The organism is Halobaculum sp. XH14 (genome assembly GCF_032116555.1).
Classification (GTDB): domain Archaea; phylum Halobacteriota; class Halobacteria; order Halobacteriales; family Haloferacaceae; genus Halorarum; species Halorarum halobium.
In genome coordinates, this window is record NZ_CP134949.1 from 1778633 (window position 1) to 1797981 (window position 19349).

Below are 19349 nucleotides of genomic sequence, written 5' to 3' on the forward strand. Positions count from 1 at the left end.
GAACACCGCACCATGACCGACCTCCTCGCGGACACGAACGTCGCGCTCGGCGTCTCCGGGAGCATCGCGGCGGTGCGCGTCGTGGAACTCGCCCACGAGCTCCGCCGGCACGGGGCCTCGGTCCGGGCGGTGATGTCCGAGGCGTCCCGCGGTATCCTCCACCCGTGGGCCGTCGAGTTCGCCACCGAGCACGAGGTGGTCACCGAGATCACTGGCGGGGTCGAACACGTCGAGCTCTGCGGCCGGGACGGCTGGGCGGACGTGCTGTTGCTCGCGCCGGCGACCGCGAACACCGTCGGGAAGGTGGCCGCCGCGGTCGACGACACGCCGGTCACGACCTGTGCGACGACCGCGCTGGGTGCCGGACTCCCGGTCGTCGTCGCGCCGGCGATGCACGAGCCGATGTACGACCATCCCGGCGTGCTCGAGGCCATCGAGCGCGTCGAATCGTGGGGCGCCGACTTCGTCGACCCCCGCGTCGAGGAGGGGAAGGCGAAGATCGCGACCGAGGAAGCGATCGTCACCCAGACGGCGCGCGCGGCCGGGAACCGGCCGCTGGCGGGCCGGCACGTCGTCGTCACCTCGGGGGCGACGACCGAGCAGGTGGACCCGATCCGCGTGCTGACGAACCGATCCTCGGGTCGGACCGGCCGCGCCGCCGCACGCGCCTGCTACGCCCGCGGCGCTGACGTGACCCTCGTCCACGACGGCGACGAGGTGCCGTACGTCGACGTGATCGCGGTCGAGACCGGCGAAGAGATGACCGACGCGACCGTCGCGGCCTGCGAGGACGCGGACGCGCTCGTCTCCGCCGCGGCCATCTCGGATTACACGGTCGAGGGGGTCGACGAGAAGATCCGGTCGGGAAAGGAGTCGCTCACGCTCGATCTGGTTCCCACGCCGAAGCTCATCGATGCCGTGCGCGAGACGTACCCCGACCTCGCCGTCGTCGGGTTCAAGGCGGAGTCCGAGGGCGACGACGACGCGCTGGTCGGGAGGGCACGGGAGCTCCTCGACCGCGCGATGCTGTCCTTCGTCGTCGCCAACGACGCCTCCGTGATGGGCGCGGACGCGACGCGGGCGCTCGTCGTTCGGGCGGACGAAGTCTCCGCGTTCGAGGGCTCGAAGCTCGGGCTCGGGCTCAGAATCGCCGACGAACTGGCGGAAGAGTTCGGGACCGTCGGCGAGTGACCCGTCTGTGAACGGACTCGGACTCGGACTCGTCGGGAGAAGGCTGCCGAGCGGGGACGGCTACTCGTTCTCGCCGGCCCGCTCCGTTTCCGCGCCCGTCCGGCTGGGCCACGTGACCCCCTCCTCGAACTCGACGCCCATCCGCTGGGCGGCCCGCGAGATCATGTGGCTGCCCGTCGGTGCGGTGAGGAACAGGAACAGGATCGTGACCAGCGCCTTCAGTCCCTGACCGGCCGGGCCGAAGTACACCCAGGCGGCCAGCGCGATGCCGGAGACGCCCAGCGTCGTCGCCTTCGTGGTGGCGTGGAGCCGGTTGTACACGTTCGGCAGGCGGAACAGGCCGACCGTCCCCACGACGAGGAAGAACGACCCCACGAGCACTAGCAGGACGACCAGCGCGGCCCCGACCGGTCCGACGGTCGTGCCGGCGGCGGATTCTGCGGCGATCATTCGATGATGTCCCCCTCGGTCACGTACCGTGCGACGGTGACCGTGCTGATGAATCCGATGATCGCGAGCACGATGCTCACGTCGAGGAAGAACCCCTGCGCGGACGCCATCGCGTACAGCAGCGCGATGGCGACGACGTTCGTCCCGATGACGTCGAGCGCGACGACCCTGTCTGGCGTCGTCGGCCCGGTGATGACGCGGTAGCCCACCGCGAGCGTCGCGGCCGCCGCGAGCGCGAGCGCACCCGAGAGGAACAGCGGCAGCAGATCGACGAGGGGGCTACTCATCGTCCACCCCGCCGTCGGTCGCCGGGTCGCCGGGGACCGGATCGCCCGGGGACAGGTCCTCCCGGAAGATGACCAGCGCGTAGTCCTCCCAGTTCCGGATCGGTCCGAGCACGTCGGCGGCGTCCTCGGCCGAGATGCTGTGCACGTACAGGGCGTTCGCGTCGGCGTCGTAATCCATCGTCAGGGTACCGGGCGTGAGCGTGATGCTGTTCGCGATCGTCGTCACCGCCGCGTCCGACTGAACGCGGAGGGGGACCTCCACGACGGCCGGTTCGATCGGCATCGACGGCGAGAGGACGACCCGCGCGACGGCCAGGTTCGCCACGAGCAGTTCCTTCAGGAACGTCAGCACGTAGAGGGCCGCGTACGGGAGGACCCGGAGCGTTCGGGCAGTCGGCGGTCCAGCGTAGAACCGCCGGAGGGCGAACGCGACGGGGAGGCTCACCGCGAGGCCGATCAGTCCCTCCTCCGCGATACGCGTCGCCTCGAGTGGCACCCCGCGCACGAACAGCCAGAGCACCGCGAACACGACCGCGTTCACCAGCCAGCGCCGCATCAGGACTCACCCCCCTGGGTCAGCACCGGCTCGGGCGCGACCGCGTCGACGTAGCCCGCGGTGTCCGTCGCGGCCTCGGCCGCGCGGGTCGCGGCCTCGACGACGAACTCCACGCCGACGCCGAAGCCGACCAGACACAGCGCCAGCGCGACGACGGCCGTCAGTTGCACGGCCAGCGATCCGACGATCACGTCCGTCGCACCCTCGCCCTGAGCGGCGCCGTCGGGGGCGCCGCCGTCCGCGGCCACTCCCGAGGACCGCTTGCTCCAGCGACTCGGCAGCGCCGCGAGCACCGTCTCGGTCGGCTCGCCCCAGAACACCTGGTTCCAGAGCCGCGTGACGTACGCGATTGTCAGCACCGCCCCGCCCAGCGCCGCGGCCAGCGCGAGCCCGCCCGCGAGGGGGGCTACCGCGAGGGCTTCGACGCCCGCACGGAACACGAGGAGCTTGCCGAAGAAGCCGACCAGCGGCGGGACGCCGACGAGCGAGAGCCCGCCGAGCAGGAACGCGCCTGCGAGCAGCGGCGCGCGCGAGGCCAGCCCGCCGAGCCGGTCGAAGTCGGTCGTGCCGACCGCGGAGTAGACGGTGCCCGACGCGAGGAACAGGAGCCCCTTGGCGAGCCCGTGGTTGAGCGCGTACACGAGCGCCGCCGCGACGCCGAGCGTCGCCAGCGTTCCCCCGGCGCCGGGGCCGCCGAAGTCGACCGCGAGCGCGGGCGCGGCCATCGCCACGGCGAGCGGGAGCACGATGAACCCGACCTGCGCGATCGAGGAGAACGCCAGCATGCCGTCGACGTCCTCGCGCCCGACCGCGGCAGCGCCGCCGTAGAGGATCGAGAGCACCGCACCCACGAACAGCGCCGGGCCGACGTAGGCGAACGTGCCGGTGTTCGCGTACGCGGCGCCGGCGAAGACGGTGAAGAACAGCCGAATGATCGCGTAGACCCCGACCTTCTTCACCACGCCCGCGAGCACGGCCGTCACCGGCGCGGGCGCGGCACGGTACGCCGACGGCACCCAGAAGTGGAACGGGACGAGTCCGGCCTTCAACGCGAACACCGAGAGCAGCAGCGAGGCCAGCCCCAGCGTGGGCGCGAGTTCGACGCCGTAGGCCGCCGGGTTCGCGAGCCTGCGGGCCATGTCCGCCATGTTGAGCGTGCCGACCGTGGCGTACAGCCCGCCGATGGCGACGAGCATCAGCGCGCTCGCCAGCAGGTTGAGGACGACGTATCCCAGCGCCGCGCGGGTGTGTTCGCGGCCCGAGTAGAACAGCACGAGGATGTAGCTCGCCATGAGCATCACCTCGAACCAGACGAAGAGATTGAACACGTCGGCCGTGAGGAACGCCCCCGTCACGCCGGCGAGCATGAAGTGGAACAGCGGCGTGAACGAGAGCCGCCGTGCGAACTCGTCGACGTAGACGGAGGCGAACGCGAGCGCGGGCAGGAAGACGACGGCCGCGAGCCCGAGCATGAACGCCGACAGCGAGTCCGCGACGAGCGTGATGCCGAACGGCGCGGGCCAGTTCGACACGTAGTACGGGACGACGCGGGGGCCGCCCGTCGCGAACACGACCGAATCGAACAGCGCCGCCACGGCACCGAGGTAGGCGACGCCGCCGAGCAGGCTGATCGCCCGCCGGAGGCGTCCGTCGAACCGGACGAGCAGCGTGAGGATGCCGGTCCCGAGCGCGACGAGCAACGGCGCGACGACGAGCGCCGACATCAGTCGTCACCCCCGTCGTCGAACCCGAAATCGTCGGCGGGACCACCATCGGCGGCGGCCCCGACCTCGCCCTCGATACCACCGTCCGTCGCGGCGGCCGCTGCGCCGCTCGCCGCGGCCCCGTCGTCGCCGGCCGCCGGTCGGGGGCCGTTCCGCCCGAGTTCGTACACGTCGATGGTGCCGTGCTCCTCGTACACCCGATAGGTGAGCACGAGCGCGAGCGCGGTCGTCCCGAACCCGATGACGATGGCGGTCAACACGAGCGCCTGCACGAGCGGGTCGGTCGGAAGCGCGGCGTCCTCGGCGACGAAGTTTCCGATGGGCGCGCCGCCCGCGAACCCGCCCATCGTGACGAGGTAGACGTTCGCGGCCTGTGCGATGATGGTGACGCCCCAGACGACCCGGACCACGTCGCGGCGGAGCACGAGGAACGTCCCGAGCGCGAACAGGGTTCCCAGCACGCCCGCGAGGATCCACTGGGTCATTCGCTCCCCGCCTCCCCGAGGACCGTGAGCAGGCCCCCCACGACCGTGAGGTAGACGCCGACGTCGAACGCGAGCGCCGACGCCACCTCGAGTTCGTGATACAGCGGGACCCCCTCCAGGAACAGGACGGCCTGGGTGAGAAACGGCAGGCCGAACAGCATCGGGACCAGCCCGCTGAGGAACGCGACCGCGAGTCCCCCAGTGAACAACAGCCGGTACAGGCCGATGGTTCGATCGGTCGCTTCGCCGCCCGAGCCCATCTCGAGCAGTTCCGACTGGAGGAACTCCATCCCGAACACGACGTAGACGAGCACGAACGCCGTCGTCGTGAGGACGCCGCCGATGAAGCCGCCGCCCGGCTGGTTGTGCCCCTGGAGCATGAACGCGAGCGCCGTGACGAGGATGATCGGGACGGTCACGCGAACGACGGTTCGCGCGATGACGGTCGTCCGATGTTCGTGCTCGATGCCGGGCGCGGCCGACCCGGCAGGTCGGGTGTCGGCGGCGTCCGCGCCGTCGGCGCCCTCGCCGGTGGAGAGGTCCGGTTCGGGGCCCGAAGCGTTCGTCACTGTGCCTCACCCCGTCCACGCATCCGAACGAGCGTCAACACCGAGAGCGCCGCCATGGCGACCACGGTAATCTCCCCGAGCGTGTCGATCGCGCGGAAGTCCACGAGCACGACGTTGACGACGTTGTAGCCGCCACCGTAGTCCGTGAACAGCGGCGGGTGCTCGGCCGGGACGCCTGCCAGCCGCGAGAGGTTCCCGCCGATGGCGTCCGGGCTGCCGGCGGTCGCGAACACGACCGTGAGAAACACCGTCGCGCCGACCAGCACCGAGAGCGCCCCGTCACGCACCGCGACCGAGAACCGGGGGCTGCCGTAGTAGGCGGGGAGCCTGTCGAGCACGAGCAGGAACAGCACCAGCACGAGCGTCTCGACGACGAGCTGGGTGAGCGCGAGGTCCGGCGCGTCCGCGAGGATGTAGAAGATGGCGACCATGAACCCCAGGATCGAGAGCGTGAGCACGCCGGCGACGTGTGACGGCGCGCCACCGACCGCCGCGGCGCCGACGAGCGCGACGAGGAGCACGAGCACCATCGCCGCGGTCATGCCGTCCGCGAGTTCGACCGCCGGGAAGCCGACGCCGGTCGCCAGGTACGCGCCGACGACGAGCACCGACGTCGCCGCGAACACCCACGTCGCGTACGTCCGCAGCAGGCCGGTCTGGACCCGGGAGACGAGGGTCTTCGAGCCGGCCGTCAGCCCGTCGACGCTGCCGTCGTACCACCAGTTCGCGCGGACCGGACCGTGAAGCAGGCCCCGGATTCCGTCGTGGAGACGGTCGTAGCGCGGCCACAGGAGCGCGCCGACGCCGATGGTGATCGCGCTCATCCACACCGGCGGGGTGAGGTGGGTCGGCAGGCCGACCGAGAACGAGTGCGCGTCGCCGGGCACCGTGCTCGCGTACACTTCCCCGACGAGCGTGTCGATCGCGAGCTGGGGGTCGACGCTGATGACCGCGACGAGCGCGCCGAGGATCACCGGCGGAACCAGCATCGGCAGGGGCGGCCGGTGGACGTCCCCGAGGTCGCCGTTCGGGTCGCCGAGGAACAGCGAGAGGAACTTCAGCGAGTAGAGGAACGTGAACACCGAGCCGAACACGGCGACGACCGGGAACAGCCAGGTCAGCCCGCCCGCGTCCTCGGCCAGCACGAACGTCGCCTCGAACAGGAGTTCCTTCGAGTAGAAGCCGTTGAACGGCGGGATGCCGGCCATCGACAGCGACGCCAGTCCGGCAACCAGCGCCGTCACCGGGAGGTCGTGTCGGAGCCCGCGGAGCTTCGATATCTTCCGCGTCCCCGCCTCGTGGGCGACGATTCCGGCGACGAGGAACAGCGCCGCCTTGAACGACGCGTGGTTGAGGATGTGGAACGCGCCCGTCTCGGCGCCGTAGGCGTTGGCCGCCCCGAACCCGGCGACGATGAGGCCGAGGTGGGAGGCCGTCGAGTAGGCGAGCAGCTCCTTGATGTCGGTCGCCGCGACGGCGAGGATCGCCGTGACGGTCATCGTGAGCAGGCCGAGCGTCACGAACAGGAGCGACCACTCGGGGAGGGACGTCGCCTCCGGGACCGCATCCAGGAAGAACGGCCGGAAGCGACCGACGAGATAGACGCCCGCCTTCACCATCGTCGCGGAGTGGAGGAACGCCGAGACCGGCGTGGGCGCCTCCATCGCGTTCGGCAGCCAGACGTGGAACGGGACCTGTGCGGACTTGGTCGCCGCACCGATAGCCAGCAGCAGCAGGCTGGGCAGGAACAGCCCGGCGCTCCGGAGCGTCGCCACGGTCTCGCCGGCGTTCGCCGTGAGCGACCCGGGCCCGACGATGAGGGTCGTGTCACCCGCCCACGCGAACACCAGGAAGCCGGCGAGCATGAACAGTCCGCCGGCCACGGTGATGAGCATGGACTTGCGTGCCGCGTACTGGGAGGACTTCTCGCCGGTGTAGTGGCCGATGAGGATGAACGACGAGAGGCTCGTCAGCTCCCAGAACGTGAACAGCGCGAACAGGTCCGCCGCGAGCGCGACGCCGAGCATCGAGCCCATGAACGCGAGCAGCGTCGCGTAGTACTTCGCCTGTCCCGGTTCGCCGTGCATGTACCCGCCCGAGTAGGTGAGGGTCAGCACGCCGACACCTGACGCGAGCAGGGAGATGAGCAGCGAGAGCCCGTCGACGTAGAACGCGAGCGAGATGCCCAGCGACGGGACCCACTCCGTCCCCACGAGGCCGTGTGTGCCTGTCACCGTGAGTCGGGCGACCAGCGCGAAACAGACCGCCGCGACCCCGGCCGCGTAGTAGGCGGTACGCTCGCCCGCCACCCGATGGACGAGCGGCGTGAGCGCCGCCCCCGCGAACGGGAGAAACACGACGGCGAGAACGATATCGAGCACACGCGTGGGGTGGGGTGAAGCCGACTTAGGTGTTATCAAACCGCTGGCAGCGTCGCCCGCGAGTTCCGGCGACGGTTCGCTCGGCCGTCCGAGCACGAACCCGACGAAGCGTCACCAGCGACGCCGAATCACGACGGCGAGGAATCGCGAACTCATCGCTGAACCACGATCGCCCCTGAATCTCAGTTCAGTGCCGTCGATTACTGAAATCGGCTTCCGGGAACGCCTTTTGGCCGTCCCCGAGAGCCGACGGTATGGTCTCGCTCGTCCGCCGGTACTACCTCTACCGTGCGACCCTCTCGAACGGCTTCTACATTCCCGTCTCCGTCATCTACATGGAGGCACAGGGACTCGGCCTCGCGGACATCGGCCTCGTACAGGGGGCGTTCCTGTTCGGGATGGTCACCTTCGAACTTCCCACCGGCTATCTGGGTGACCGGCTCGGACGTCGAACCGCGCTCGCCCTGGGAAACTGCATCCTCGTCGCGGTGATGGTCGGGTTCACCGTCGCCGACTCGACCGCCGGCTTCGCGGCCGTCTACGTCCTCTGGTCTGCGGGCTGGACGTTCCGAACCGGCACCGCCGACGCATGGCTCTACGAACTGCTCGCCGGACGCGACGCGGAGGACGAGTACGCCAGGATCGGCGGTCGGGCCGAGTCGACGCTGCTGCTCGTCTCCGGGGCCACGGCGCTCGTCGCGGGGCTGCTCTACACCGTCGACCCCGCCGTTCCGTTCCTCGCCAACGCCGGGCTGGCCGCGCTCGGGCTCCCGCTGTTGTTCACGCTGCCGAAAACGAAGCACGTCGAAGGTGGCAGTGATCGCGGTGCAGCCGATGACGGTGCGGCTCCCGACGACGTGAACGGCGACAGTGCGGGCAAGAAAGCCGACCGCGCGGAAGCGACCGGAGCCGAGCCGGCGATGGGCGTCCGTGAGGCAGCACGGGTGCTGTGGACGCAGCTCTCGCGCCCGGCGCTCCGCTGGATCGTCGTCTACGCGGCGCTGTTCAACCTCGCCTTCTCGGTGACGCGGGTGTTCGAACAGCCCGCGATGCGGGCGGTGGGCGTACCGATCGCCGGGCTCGGCGTCCTCTATGCCGGGTTCAAACTCGTGTCGGCGGTCGCGGCGAGCGCGACCGGTGCCATCCAGGACCGGCTCGGAACCGGGGGCGTCCTCCTGCTCCTCGTTCCCGTCGTCGGCGTCGCGTACGCCAGCTTCGCGGTGGTTCCGATCCTGCTGCTGCCGGCGCTGTTCTGTCGGCGCGCGCTACAGCAGATCACCCGACCCGTCCGTAACGAGTACGTCAACGACCGATTGGAGGACGTCGGCCGCGCGACGGTGCTCTCGGGGGTGTCGATGGCGCTCACGCTCGCGTCCGGCACCGCGAACGTCCTCGGCGGCCGGGTCGCGGCGGCGGTCGGTCCGCTGGCGTTCCTCTCGGTGACCGGCGTCACGGTGGCTCTCCTCGGGGGGTTGCTCTGGGTCGCCGCACGGCCCGTTCGGGACGCCACGGCCCGCGCCGCACCGTCGTGACGCGGCCGGCCGTCCCCCGCCGTTCCACCGTCGCCTGCCCACTAGGTCCCGTTCGACTCCCGTCGACCGCGACGCGCGGAATCCGCAGTCTTTTACAGCGCCCCTGAAGTACCGGCGACATGGACCAACTGCGGCAGTCCTTGCTCGACGCGCCCATCATCGAGAAGGGCGACTACCAGTACTTCGTCCACCCGATCAGCGACGGCGTCCCGATGCTGGAGCCGGAGCTGTTGCGCGAGATCGTCATCCGCATCATCCGCAAGGCGGAGATCGAGGACGTGGACAAGATCGTGACGCCCGCGGCGATGGGCATCCACATCTCGACGGCGCTGTCGCTGATGACGGACATCCCGCTCGTCGTCATTCGGAAGCGCGAGTACGGCCTCGACGGCGAGGTGTCGCTCTCCCAGGAGACGGGCTACTCGGAGTCGGAGATGTACATCAACGACGTGTACGAGGGCGACAAGGTGCTCGTGCTCGACGACGTGCTCTCGACCGGCGGCACGATGAAGGGGATCCTCGACGCGCTCGTCCACATCGACGCGAACATCGTCGACGTCGTCGCCGTCATCAAGAAGGCCGGCTCGAACAAGCTCGACGACACCGACTACGACGTGAAGACCCTGGTCAACGTCTCCGTGGAGGACGGCGAGGTCGTCATCGTCGACGAGTTCGGCGACAGCTGAGGCACCGACCGGCTCGCGCGACCGGGTCGACTCGTTGACTGCTCCCGACACGCCGGGGCCGACCGGGACGGTGACGAGGGACTTTTCACGTCGCCGGCCGGAGGTTCGGCAATGCCTTCGACGCGGTTCTACGGAACGGTCAGCACGGCGCTGCTCGTCGTCGGCGCGCTCGCCGTCGGCCAGGCGCTCCATCTGACCGTCGTGACCGGAGAGGTGTCCTACACCTCTCCCGCGTTCGTGATCTTGAGCCTCCTCGGGCTCGTGCTCATCGTGCTCGGCTACCGCGCACGTCGCCCGGTCGCCGAGGCGTGGGACCTCACGAGCGACGAGGGGGACGGCGGCACCGACGGCTCCGGCGGCGGCTCGTCGGGAGAGTCGTCGACCGCCTCCGTGACGGACGAGGCCGAGTTCGACCCCAGCATGAGCCCGCTGGGCGAGGCGGCTCCGGGCGATGCCGAACGGGACCGGGAGCGTGACGGGACCGGGGACGGATCCGGTTCGACCGCCGACCGGCGCGGGGATGGGCTGGAAGGCGACCGCTGAACGCGAACGGGAGATATATTACTCCGGCTGTCCGTGAATCCCACATAGATGTCCGTGGAACAGCGTATCCCGCAGCGGTTCATCGGCCCTCTGGGGGTCCTCTCGCTCTTCGTGGGACTCGCCAGCATCGTGATGGGCTTCATCTTCAGTGTCATCGGGTTGACCGTCTTCTTCGGCCTGAACGGCCTCCAGGGCGCGACCAGCACCGACGGCGTGATCGTCATGGTGACCGGGATCGCCCTCGTGGGCGTCTCGTATCTGGGGTACAAGGGCTTCATGCGGTTTGCAACCTGATGCCGGTCGACATTCGAGACCACCCCGACGCGCCGTCCCTCGAGGAGCTCCACGAGTTCACGCTCGTCCCCGTGGCGCGCTCGGAGATCGAATCCCGCATCGAGGCCGGCGAGGAGCTCCGGGAGCTGAACCTGCGCGAGGAGCGCAACGACGTGTTCGTCCAGTTGACGCCCGACCCCGAGGAGGGGGGCGGCGACGTCGACATCGGCATGGTGCTCTACCGGCTGGTTCAGCTGTTCGGGACGCCCGAGATGCCCGGCTACGAGGCCGGGACCGACATCAGCGATCGCGAGGACACGACGTTCAAGTACCTGTTCCGACTCGTCCGCGAGGGGGAACTCGAGGACGGCACGCTGCCCGAGGAGTGGCTCATCACGGTGTTCGACACCCACGTCGACTTCGGCGTCGGTCTCGCCGGCTGGAGCGGCGACGGCGTCGACCCGAGCGAGTACGACGACGACGTCGTGCTCGTCTCGCTGGCGCTGGCAACCAACGTGGTCACCGAACCGGTCACCTGCGAGTACAAGGACAAGTGGTACTGAAGCGCGGCGAGGACTGAATCCGGCATACGTCGAACGGACGGTTCCCACCTTCAGCGTCTCGAGGCGTTCCGCGTGAACCTCGGCCGGTCAGCGACCGGTGAGCACGTGCATCAGTGCGAACACGACCACGAGCGACGCGACGAGCAGCCCCGCGAACGCCGGAACGACGGTGGACTCGGGATACAGTCCCTGCCAGTAGCCGACGTACGCGAGCACGATGAACGTCGGCACCGAGAGAAGGAAGTAGAGCGAGGAGGCGTACGAGGCGAGCGTCGGGTCGTCGCCGTGTTTCGCGTACGTCCCCCGCTCGCGGACCGAGCCCTCCTCGGTCGGGAGATCCTTGGCCATACCGTCACCTGACACCCCGAACCCAAAAGGGCTACCGTCCGACCCCACCGGGCGTCCAAGCGCCGGAACCGGAGGGCCGCCGTCGCCGGCGGTCAGGCCGTCATTCCGTGATAGATGACGCCCAGGATGTAGCCGAGAAACTGAAGCGGGAACTGCTCGCCGACGTACGCGAGCGACGCTTGCGCGATGGGCTGGACGAGCGCATACCCTCCGATGGTGTCGATGTCGAGGAGGTAGTAGGGCGCGATTTCGAAGCCGACCGAGAAGCCGAGCCCAGCGAGACAGGCGACGATGATCGCGGCCGCGCTGGTCCGCATCTGCTCGGCGAGGAGCTTGGTCACGAGCCCGGTGACGACGACGAGCACGAACCCCGGCGTCCGCGACACCCAGGCCGGCGCGAGCGCCATGTGGAGCGTCGCGTAGTGGGCCATCGCCCCGATCAGGCCGGTGAGGACGCCGACGTACGCGACGACGAGGACCCGTTCGCGCGTCGACCCGTACGAGGCTTCCGCTGGGTCCGCCAGCGCCGTTCGGAGCGCGGACGCGTCACTCGACATCGACGGTGAACGGCTTTTCGATCATTGTCAGTTCGAGCAGTCCCTGCGTGTTCGCCGTTCCGTCCTCCAGTGCGGCCCGGAGGCGGTCCGCGTCTCCGGGCCGAACGTCCGCCCGAACACGCACGGAGACGGTCTCGCCGGCCGAAACCGTCACCCGGTCGATGCTCGCCGATCGGGGGACGCTCAGCCGGTCCTCCTGGTCGGGCGGTTTCGGCCCGTCGAACACCAGCAGGCGGACGCCGTTCACCTGGACCCGCCTGTCGAGCGGGTTTTCGACCGAGAGCGAGCCACGTACAGCGGGGCCGTCCTCGCTCGAGTTCGAGACGGTGAGGTCCGTCACGGTCGCGGAGACGGCGTCGCGCTCCTGCCACTCGAGTTGAGCGGCGAACGTGAGTCCGAACGCCGTGCCGGACGCGACCAACAGGCCCGCGAGTAGCAGCGGGAGGAGGGGCAGCGAGCGGGCGGACACGCCGCGATCAGTCCTCTGTCGCCATCGGACTGGTCGACGGTCCGGCGGCCGCGTCCGCGCCGTCGTCGCCGTACAGGTGGCACGCGACGTCCCTCGTTCCGGACGGCCGGCGGTCCGGGTGCTCCCGCTCACAGACCGTCGCGAGCACGTCGTCGAGGCCGTCGGCGGCAGCGACGGCGTCGCCGTCCATCGCGGTTTCCGCCGCCTCGAACATGGCGTCGCGGGCCGCCGTCGGGAGGTCGAGTTCCCGCAGCGAGACGTGGTGACCCCCCGTGCGTCGTTCGGTCTCCGTCTGGAACTCGTCCGGGACGTCCAGTGTCAGTCCGTGTTCGACGATCCGACGGGTCGGGTCGTCGGTCTCGGCCGCGAGCGTCTCCGCGTCGATGTCGCCACGGCGGAGCTTCAGCTTGAACTTGTGGGCCCGGCGGAACGCCTCCTGGCTGCCGGTCCAGTCGTCGGGCGGGATGACGTGTGCACACCGGGGGTTGTACCGGCAGGCGGACGGCGGGTTGCGGGGCGAGGGGACCTCGCCGGTCGCGTTCGCACGGCGGCGCTCGTCGCCGAGTTCCACGTCCGGGACGGCGTCGAACAGCGCCTCCGTGTACGGGTGTTTCGGGTCGTCGATGATGTCGTTCGTCGGCCCCTTCTCGACCATGTCGCCCAGATACATGATGCCGGCGCGGTCGCACATGTAGCGGATGAGCGAGAGGTCGTGGCTGATGAACAGGTAGGTGAGGTCGTACTCGTCCTGCAGTTCCTTCATCAGGTTCAGGACGCCGGCGCGGATCGAGACGTCGAGCATCGACACCGGCTCGTCACAGACGATGAACTCGGGGTCGACGACGAGCGCACGGGCGATGGCGACCCGCTGGCGCTCGCCGCCGGAAAGTTCGTCCGGGAATGCGTCGAGGTACACCTCCGCGGGCGCGAGCCCAACGTCGTTGAGCACGTTCCGTACCCGCTCGCGTCGCTCCTCGTAGTCGTCGATGGTCCCGTTGATCTTCAGCGGCTCGGCGACCGTGTCGAAGACGGACATCCGCGGGTTGAGCGACTCGAACGGGTCCTGAAAGATCATCTGGACGCGCTCGCGGAACTCGGACTCCTCCCGGTTCGACATCTCCGTGATGTCGGTCCCGTCGAACCTGATCGAGCCCTCGTTCGGTTCGTACAGCTTCACCAGCAGCTTGCCGAGCGTCGTCTTGCCACAGCCCGACTCGCCGGCGATGCCGACGACGTCGCCCCGGTTGATGGTGAACGACACGTTCTCGACCGCGCGAACCGGCCGTGGCTCGCGCCCCAGGATGGTGTCGACGACGCCCTGGGAGGTGTCGAACAGCTTGCTGACGTTCTCTACTTCGACTAGCGGCTCTCGATCTCCTGCTCGGTCCATGTGTTCTCCTGGGTGGCGTCGGTTCGGATCGTTTCGAGCTCGTCCACGCGGTAACACGCGGACCGGTGCGCGCGGTGGTCGGCCGCCTCGCGGCGGACGCCCTCCGAGGTCACCGACTCCACGTCGTACATCGGTGGGTGGCTCGTGTGACACTCCTCGACCGCGAACGGGCAGCGCTCCCGAAACCGACAGCCGTCTTCGGGGTCCCGCAGCGTCGGTGGCGTCCCCGGGATGGAGACGAGCGACTGGCTCTCCTCGGTGATCGTCGGGAACGAGTTCTTCAGCCCGAGCGTGTACGGGTTCGCGGTGTCGCCGAAGATGTCCGTCTTCGGCCCGCTCTCCATCACCTTCCCGCCGTACATGACCGCCATCCGGTCACAGATCTCGGCCATCACCGAGATGTCGTGGCTGATGACGAGGATCGAGACGCCGAACTCCTCCTGCAACTTTTCGAGTTCCTCCAGGATGCGGTCCTGGATGATGACGTCGAGGGCGGTCGTCGGCTCGTCGGCGATGAGCAGGTCGGGCTCGCAGGCCATCGCCATGGCGATGACCGCCCGCTGTTTCATGCCGCCCGAGAACTCGTGGGCGTAGTCGTCCGCGCGGTCCGGCTCGATGCCGACCCGTTCGAGCAGGTCGCGGGCCCGCTCGTCAGCCTCGCGTTTGGACGTCCCCGGCTCGTGTCGGAGGATGGCCTCGACGATCTGATCGCCGACCTTGTAGACGGGGTTCAACGCGTTCATCGCGCTCTGTGGGATGAGCGCGATGTCGCGCCAGCGGACGTTCCGGATCTGCTCGGTCGTGAGGGCGGCCAGGTCCGTCTTGCCGTCCGCACGGACCGGATAGTCGTCGTCGATGATTTCCTGGCGCGCGTCGCCGGACTCGTCCTCCCACGAGGGGAGGGTGCCGTCGAACCACACCTCGCCGTTCTCGATGTAGCCGTTCGAATCCAGCAGGTGGACGAGGCTCTTGGCGAGCGTCGTCTTGCCGCAGCCGGACTCGCCGACCAGCCCGTACGTTTCGCCACGTTCCACGGAGAAGGAGACCTCGTCGGCCGCGTGGACCGAGGAGTCCTCCTCCACCGCGTATCGGATCGAGAGATCGTTGACTTCCAGTAGTGTCATGAGTCACGCTGTGGGTTGGTTACGTCCTCCATCGAGAAGCCGACGAAGTAGAAGGCGGTCGCCAGCAGCGTGATGGCGAGCCCCGGCGGGATGAGCCACCACCACGCGTCGAAGACGTACCCTTCCGCCTGGATGTTCTGCAGCATGATCCCCCACGAGTCCGCGGTGAAGTCCGCGAGCCCGAGGTACGCCAGCGACGCCTGCGCGATCACCGCGCCGGCAGCGTCGGAGGCCAGATAGACGAACGACAGCGGCAGCACGCTCGGCATGATGTGTCTGAACATGATCCGGGTGTCGCTCGCGCCCGCAACCTTGGCCGACTCGACGAACGACCGCTCGCGGAGCGAGAGCGTCTCGCCGCGGATGACGATACAGTTGTTCAGCCACGACGTGACCGCGATGCCGATGATGATGTTCGTCGTGTTGATGCCCCGGACCGCGACCAGCACGATGAGGAACGGCAGGAACGGCAGGCCGTACATCACGTCGACGATGCGCTGGATCGTCTCGTCGATCCAGGTGTCGCCGTAGAAGCCGGAGATGAGCCCCAGCGGCACGCCGACGAGACTGGAGAGCAGTCCGGCGGCGAGGCCGATGTACATCGCGGTGCTCGCCGAATGGACGACGAGCGTGAGGATGCCCTCGCCCGCCTGGTTCGTCCCCAGCGGGGCGAAGAACGGGTCCCCGAACGCCGGCGGGTGGGGGAGCGACCTGATCTGTTCGCCGGTCAGTCGCGCGTTGTGGGGTGGTTCTCCGAGGTAGGCGACCCACTCCAGCGAGTGGGGCGCGAACACGCCCGGGATGATGGACCACACCGCGTAGACGACGAGGATGACGAGCCCGATGACGCCCATCTTGTGCTCGGTGAACCGATCCCAGCTCCGTCGAAACCGCTCGATTCGCGGCTCCCATCGTCGCTTGAACGAGTCGAGGTTCGAAGTGTCCTGATTGTCCGTCGCCATGTTAATTGTTCTCACCGAATTTGATCCGCGGGTCGAGGTACGTGTAGACGACGTCAGTGAGCAGGCGCATGACGACGACCAGTACCGCGATCATGAAGAACGCGGCCTGTGCGGTCGGGAAGTCCCGGCTCAACACCGCGCTGATGATGAGCGCTCCCATCCCCGGCCAGCTGAACACCTGCTCTACGATCACCGAGCCGTCGATGAGGAACGCCAGGCTGACGATCGCGCCGGTGACGACCGGGATGAGCGCGTTGCGTGCGGCGTGTTTGATCATCACCGTGCGCTCCGAGAGCCCCTTCGCGCGTGCGAGAAACACGTAGCCCTCGTCGGTCACATTGTTCATCGTCGGCCGCATCACGAGCATCGAGCCGACCCAGCCGATGAAGGTGAGACTCAACATCGGCAACGCCATGTGGTACAGCACGTCCCGCATGATCGTGAACGCCGTCCACTCGAACTCCGGATACTGCGTGAACATGAACGCGCTCGGGAGCCAGTCGAGTTCGTAGTTGAACACCCAGATGAACAGCCAGGAGATCCAGAACGCGGGCATGGAGTAGACGAACAGCGAGCTACTGAAGATGCCCTTGTCCTTGGTGCTCCCGCGCCACCAGCCGAGATACATCCCGACGAGCGGACCGATGACGAACCCGACGATGAACACCGAGCCGAACAGCACGATCGTCCGTGGCATGCGTCGGACGATGAGGCTCCACACCTCGGTGTTCTGGGTCGGGGACCGACCGAAGTTGCCGGTCTGGTAGTTGACCATGAAGTTGATGTACTGTTTCCAGAGAGGTTCGTTGAGGCCCCACTCCTGTCGGATTCGCTCGATCTGTTCGGCCGTCATCCCCGGCGTGATCATGCCCTGAATGAACGACCCGGGCATGCTCCGGAGCAGGACGAACAGCAGCGACATGATGACGAGGAGCGTCAGGTATGAGACGACGATCCGTTTCGCCAAGTACGTTCCACTGATTCTAGTCATGCATTGTCAGACCGCGAGTGTGCGCGAACATCACCATGGACCGAATATGAATCTGTTGAATCGATGCCTCGAAAAGTCGAAAACCGGCCGGAAGCGGGGCTGTGAGGCTACTCGGCCTGGTGGACCTGCTGGAACTGCCAGCCGAGGTACGTGGAGCCGGGACCGGGGATGTTGCCGACGAAGCCGCCCCAGTTCGCGGAGTTGACCGGCCACTTGGTCACGTTGTAGGTCGTGACCATCGTCGGGAAGTCGAGGTAGATCTTCTCGACGGCCTCCCGTGCCAGCTGGTTGCGCGTGTCGGCGTCCATCTCGCTGCGCGCCTCCTCGATGAGGTCGTCCGCGCCGGCGTCCTCGAACAGCCCGTAGCCCATCGGGTTGTTGAGCGACGTCTCGGAGTTACCCTCCGAGTGGTCGTCGGCCTGGGAGCTGTGGAACAGCCCGTACAGCGTGCTGACTGCGAACGGCGAGAGGTTGACCCAGCCCATCGGAAACAGGTCGAAGTCCTCCTCGACGTACACGCGCGTCAGCATCGTGTTGAACGTGTTGACCTCGCGCTGAACCGGAATCCCGATCTGCTGGAGCTGGTTGATGAAGTTCTCCATCATCTGGGCGGCCTGGGGCGCGTTGTCCGCCGGGTTGATGTAGAACACGAGCGGGTCGCCGCCGCGAAGTTCGGTCAGCGTCTGCCCGTCGACGCGGATCTCCTGTTCGGTCTCCGCGTCCGCGAGGATGTCGGACTCGACCGGCCCGAACGAGTAGTCGTATTTCGACTCCGTCTGGCTCGCCGAGACGTCGGACATGCTGCCGGGGTAGTCCTGGCCGACGAACGTGCCGGACTCGCCGGTGACAGCCTGCCCCTCGGTGAGGAACGAGCGAACGCCTTCGACGTCCACGACGCCTGGACCGGACTGACGGAAGGAGAACACCTCCGCGGCCGGGGAGTTGAGCACCTCGACGTCGTCGGCCCCGTCCGGGCGAACCTGCTTGTAGCCGGGCGGCATGACGAAGTCGCCCGCCTGCGCGTACCCCTGTGCGAGGCGGTCGACCGCGTACACCTCGTCGTACGCGAAGCCGAGCATCTGCCGGAACGTGATGTCATCGAGGGGGGCGTTCCGGAGGTTGAACGAGTAGTGGGAGTAGCCCGTGTCGTACCCGTCGACGAGGCTCAGTCCCTCCGCCTCCTCCACGTCCGGGATGCGGGAACTCGGCGAGATGCCCTCGTACATCGTGTCGAGTTCGCCGTTGAGGAACGCCTGGTTCAGCGCGCTCTGGCTCCCGTAGACGAAGATGCGGATGGCGTCGACGAACGGGCCGCCGTTGATGAGGCCGTTGACGTCCTCGCGCCAGTCGAGACTCGAGAGCGTGTAGTCGCCCTCCCGCTCGGCGTAGCTGATCTCGATGGTGGTGTCGGGCTCGTAGCGGGTGACGACGCCCGGGCCGAGGCCGAGGAGTTCGCCCTCGTTGCCGGGGCGAGGCTGGTACTGCTGGTAGTCGGAGACGTCGGACCATTCCTTCTCCGCCAGGATCGGAATGTTACCGAGCTGCGTCGAGTCGTAGGTCCCCAGCGGCTGGGCCAGCGTCATCTCGACGTCCCAGTCGCCGTCAGACTCCACGACCTCCGTGATCGGGTCGATGTAGGAGACGAACGCGCCCGGCTCCTGCTCCATGACGTAGTTGTACGAGAACACGACGTCCGAGACGGAGAGCTCGCTCCCGTCGTTGAACGTGAGTCCGTCCTGGACGTTGATGCGGACGAGGACGTTCGGCTGGTCGTTCTCGCCGGTTTCGTCGAGCTCCTCGAACTCCCACTCGGAGAAGACGTTGGGACGGACGGAGGTCGTGACCGGGTCCGTCGCGGTGCCATACTCGAACACCTGATTGAGGATGACGCTCGAATAGGCGGAGTTCGTGTTGAGCACGTTGAGCCCGGCCGGGGCCTGGGACATCCCGACGCGGAAGTTCCCGCCCGTGGTGATGTCGCTCTCGTCGACGTTACTGTCGGTCGGCGTCTGCTCCTCCGTCGGCGTCGGCTCGTCCGTCGGCGTGCTGTCGCCCCCCTGGCTGCACCCTGCGAGGCCCAGCGAGACGGCGGCTGCACCGGTTCCCTTGAGGAATCGGCGGCGGTTCGAATCGGTCTGACTGTCGGACATACGGAACTCCGTTATTGGATGTCATACTTAAGCTTGTGGATTCCACTCATGAGGAATCAATACATACACATCGCCGCGCAGTATGCCGGTATGTGACTGCTACCGTCGAAGATTCGGG

General features: G+C 68.1%; 20 protein-coding genes and 1 pseudogene. 6 read left to right on the plus strand and 15 right to left on the minus strand.

From position 1 onward, the window contains the following. Positions 1-12: 12 nt before the first annotated feature. On the plus strand, positions 13-1191 hold the full coding sequence (gene coaBC / locus RJT50_RS09120; protein WP_313690919.1) for a bifunctional phosphopantothenoylcysteine decarboxylase/phosphopantothenate--cysteine ligase CoaBC: 1179 nt from the start codon (positions 13-15) through the stop codon (positions 1189-1191). A 60-nt stretch (positions 1192-1251) separates the two neighbouring features. On the opposite strand, the gene mnhG is transcribed toward coaBC, so the two are convergent. From mnhG to mbhE, 7 genes and pseudogenes are all read right to left on the minus strand, one after another. Next, positions 1252-1641, minus strand: coding sequence for a monovalent cation/H(+) antiporter subunit G (gene mnhG / locus RJT50_RS09125; protein WP_313690921.1), 390 nt, complete (start codon positions 1639-1641; stop codon positions 1252-1254). Continuing rightward, the gene (locus RJT50_RS09130) at positions 1638-1928 is read right to left on the minus strand and encodes an MrpF/PhaF family protein (protein WP_313690923.1); all 291 of its coding nucleotides are present in this window, start codon (positions 1926-1928) and stop codon (positions 1638-1640) included. The genes mnhG and RJT50_RS09130 overlap by 4 nt, the downstream gene beginning before the upstream one ends. Next, entirely contained in the window at positions 1921-2487 is a 567-nt protein-coding gene (locus tag RJT50_RS09135; protein ID WP_313695960.1) for a Na+/H+ antiporter subunit E, read from the minus strand. The genes RJT50_RS09130 and RJT50_RS09135 overlap by 8 nt, the downstream gene beginning before the upstream one ends. Further along, positions 2484-4208, minus strand: a complete 1725-nt coding sequence (locus RJT50_RS09140) for a complex I subunit 5 family protein (RefSeq protein WP_313690925.1) — start codon at positions 4206-4208, stop codon at positions 2484-2486. The genes RJT50_RS09135 and RJT50_RS09140 overlap by 4 nt, the downstream gene beginning before the upstream one ends. A 155-nt stretch (positions 4209-4363) precedes the next feature. Beyond that, positions 4364-4693: pseudogene (locus RJT50_RS09145) on the minus strand (sodium:proton antiporter); the annotation flags it as partial. Next, entirely contained in the window at positions 4690-5073 is a 384-nt protein-coding gene (locus RJT50_RS09150; RefSeq protein ID WP_425499724.1) for an MnhB domain-containing protein, read from the minus strand. The gene RJT50_RS09150 and the pseudogene RJT50_RS09145, both read right to left, overlap by 4 nt. 185 nt (positions 5074-5258) lie before the next feature. Further along, positions 5259-7643, minus strand: a complete 2385-nt coding sequence (gene mbhE, locus RJT50_RS09155) for a hydrogen gas-evolving membrane-bound hydrogenase subunit E (protein ID WP_313690927.1) — start codon at positions 7641-7643, stop codon at positions 5259-5261. Positions 7644-7897: 254 nt separating this feature from the next. On the opposite strand from mbhE, the gene RJT50_RS09160 reads away from it, so the two are divergent. The 5 genes from RJT50_RS09160 (at position 7898) to RJT50_RS09180 (ending at position 11240) form a co-directional block, all read left to right on the plus strand. Continuing rightward, positions 7898-9175 carry an MFS transporter gene (locus RJT50_RS09160; RefSeq protein ID WP_313690928.1) on the plus strand — a complete coding sequence of 426 codons (1278 nt, stop codon included), beginning with the start codon at positions 7898-7900 and terminating at the stop codon, positions 9173-9175. Positions 9176-9294: 119 nt separating this feature from the next. Beyond that, a complete protein-coding gene (gene hpt, locus RJT50_RS09165) occupies positions 9295-9861 on the plus strand; it encodes a hypoxanthine/guanine phosphoribosyltransferase (RefSeq protein WP_313690929.1) in 567 nt (188 codons plus the stop codon). Positions 9862-9972: 111 nt separating this feature from the next. After that, positions 9973-10404, plus strand: a complete 432-nt coding sequence (locus RJT50_RS09170; protein WP_313690930.1) for a hypothetical protein — start codon at positions 9973-9975, stop codon at positions 10402-10404. A 48-nt stretch (positions 10405-10452) separates the two neighbouring features. Beyond that, on the plus strand, positions 10453-10698 hold the full coding sequence (locus RJT50_RS09175) for a hypothetical protein (protein WP_313690932.1): 246 nt from the start codon (positions 10453-10455) through the stop codon (positions 10696-10698). Next, positions 10698-11240, plus strand: a complete 543-nt coding sequence (locus RJT50_RS09180; protein WP_313690933.1) for a hypothetical protein — start codon at positions 10698-10700, stop codon at positions 11238-11240. The genes RJT50_RS09175 and RJT50_RS09180 overlap by 1 nt, the downstream gene beginning before the upstream one ends. Before the next feature lie 87 nt (positions 11241-11327). Here RJT50_RS09180 and RJT50_RS09185 read toward each other — a convergent pair whose 3' ends face one another. From RJT50_RS09185 to RJT50_RS09220, 8 genes are all read right to left on the minus strand, one after another. Continuing rightward, entirely contained in the window at positions 11328-11588 is a 261-nt protein-coding gene (locus tag RJT50_RS09185) for a hypothetical protein (protein ID WP_313690935.1), read from the minus strand. A 92-nt stretch (positions 11589-11680) separates the two neighbouring features. After that, the gene (locus RJT50_RS09190) at positions 11681-12145 is read right to left on the minus strand and encodes a hypothetical protein (protein WP_313690936.1); all 465 of its coding nucleotides are present in this window, start codon (positions 12143-12145) and stop codon (positions 11681-11683) included. Beyond that, positions 12135-12614, minus strand: coding sequence for a hypothetical protein (locus tag RJT50_RS09195; protein WP_313690938.1), 480 nt, complete (start codon positions 12612-12614; stop codon positions 12135-12137). Before RJT50_RS09195 ends, RJT50_RS09190 begins: the two co-directional genes overlap by 11 nt. 7 nt (positions 12615-12621) lie before the next feature. Then, positions 12622-14004: an ABC transporter ATP-binding protein gene (locus RJT50_RS09200; RefSeq protein ID WP_313690940.1), complete on the minus strand. Its 1383-nt coding sequence runs from the start codon at positions 14002-14004 to the stop codon at positions 12622-12624. Continuing rightward, positions 13974-15128, minus strand: coding sequence for an ABC transporter ATP-binding protein (locus RJT50_RS09205; RefSeq protein WP_313690942.1), 1155 nt, complete (start codon positions 15126-15128; stop codon positions 13974-13976). The genes RJT50_RS09200 and RJT50_RS09205 overlap by 31 nt, the downstream gene beginning before the upstream one ends. Then, positions 15125-16090 (minus strand): ABC transporter permease, encoded by a 966-nt coding sequence (locus RJT50_RS09210; protein ID WP_313690944.1) that lies wholly within the window; start codon positions 16088-16090, stop codon positions 15125-15127. Before RJT50_RS09210 ends, RJT50_RS09205 begins: the two co-directional genes overlap by 4 nt. A gap of 1 nt (position 16091) precedes the next feature. Next, positions 16092-17081, minus strand: a complete 990-nt coding sequence (locus RJT50_RS09215; RefSeq protein ID WP_313690945.1) for an ABC transporter permease — start codon at positions 17079-17081, stop codon at positions 16092-16094. A 107-nt stretch (positions 17082-17188) separates the two neighbouring features. Further along, positions 17189-19231 (minus strand): ABC transporter substrate-binding protein, encoded by a 2043-nt coding sequence (locus tag RJT50_RS09220; RefSeq protein WP_313690947.1) that lies wholly within the window; start codon positions 19229-19231, stop codon positions 17189-17191. Positions 19232-19349: the final 118 nt, after the last annotated feature.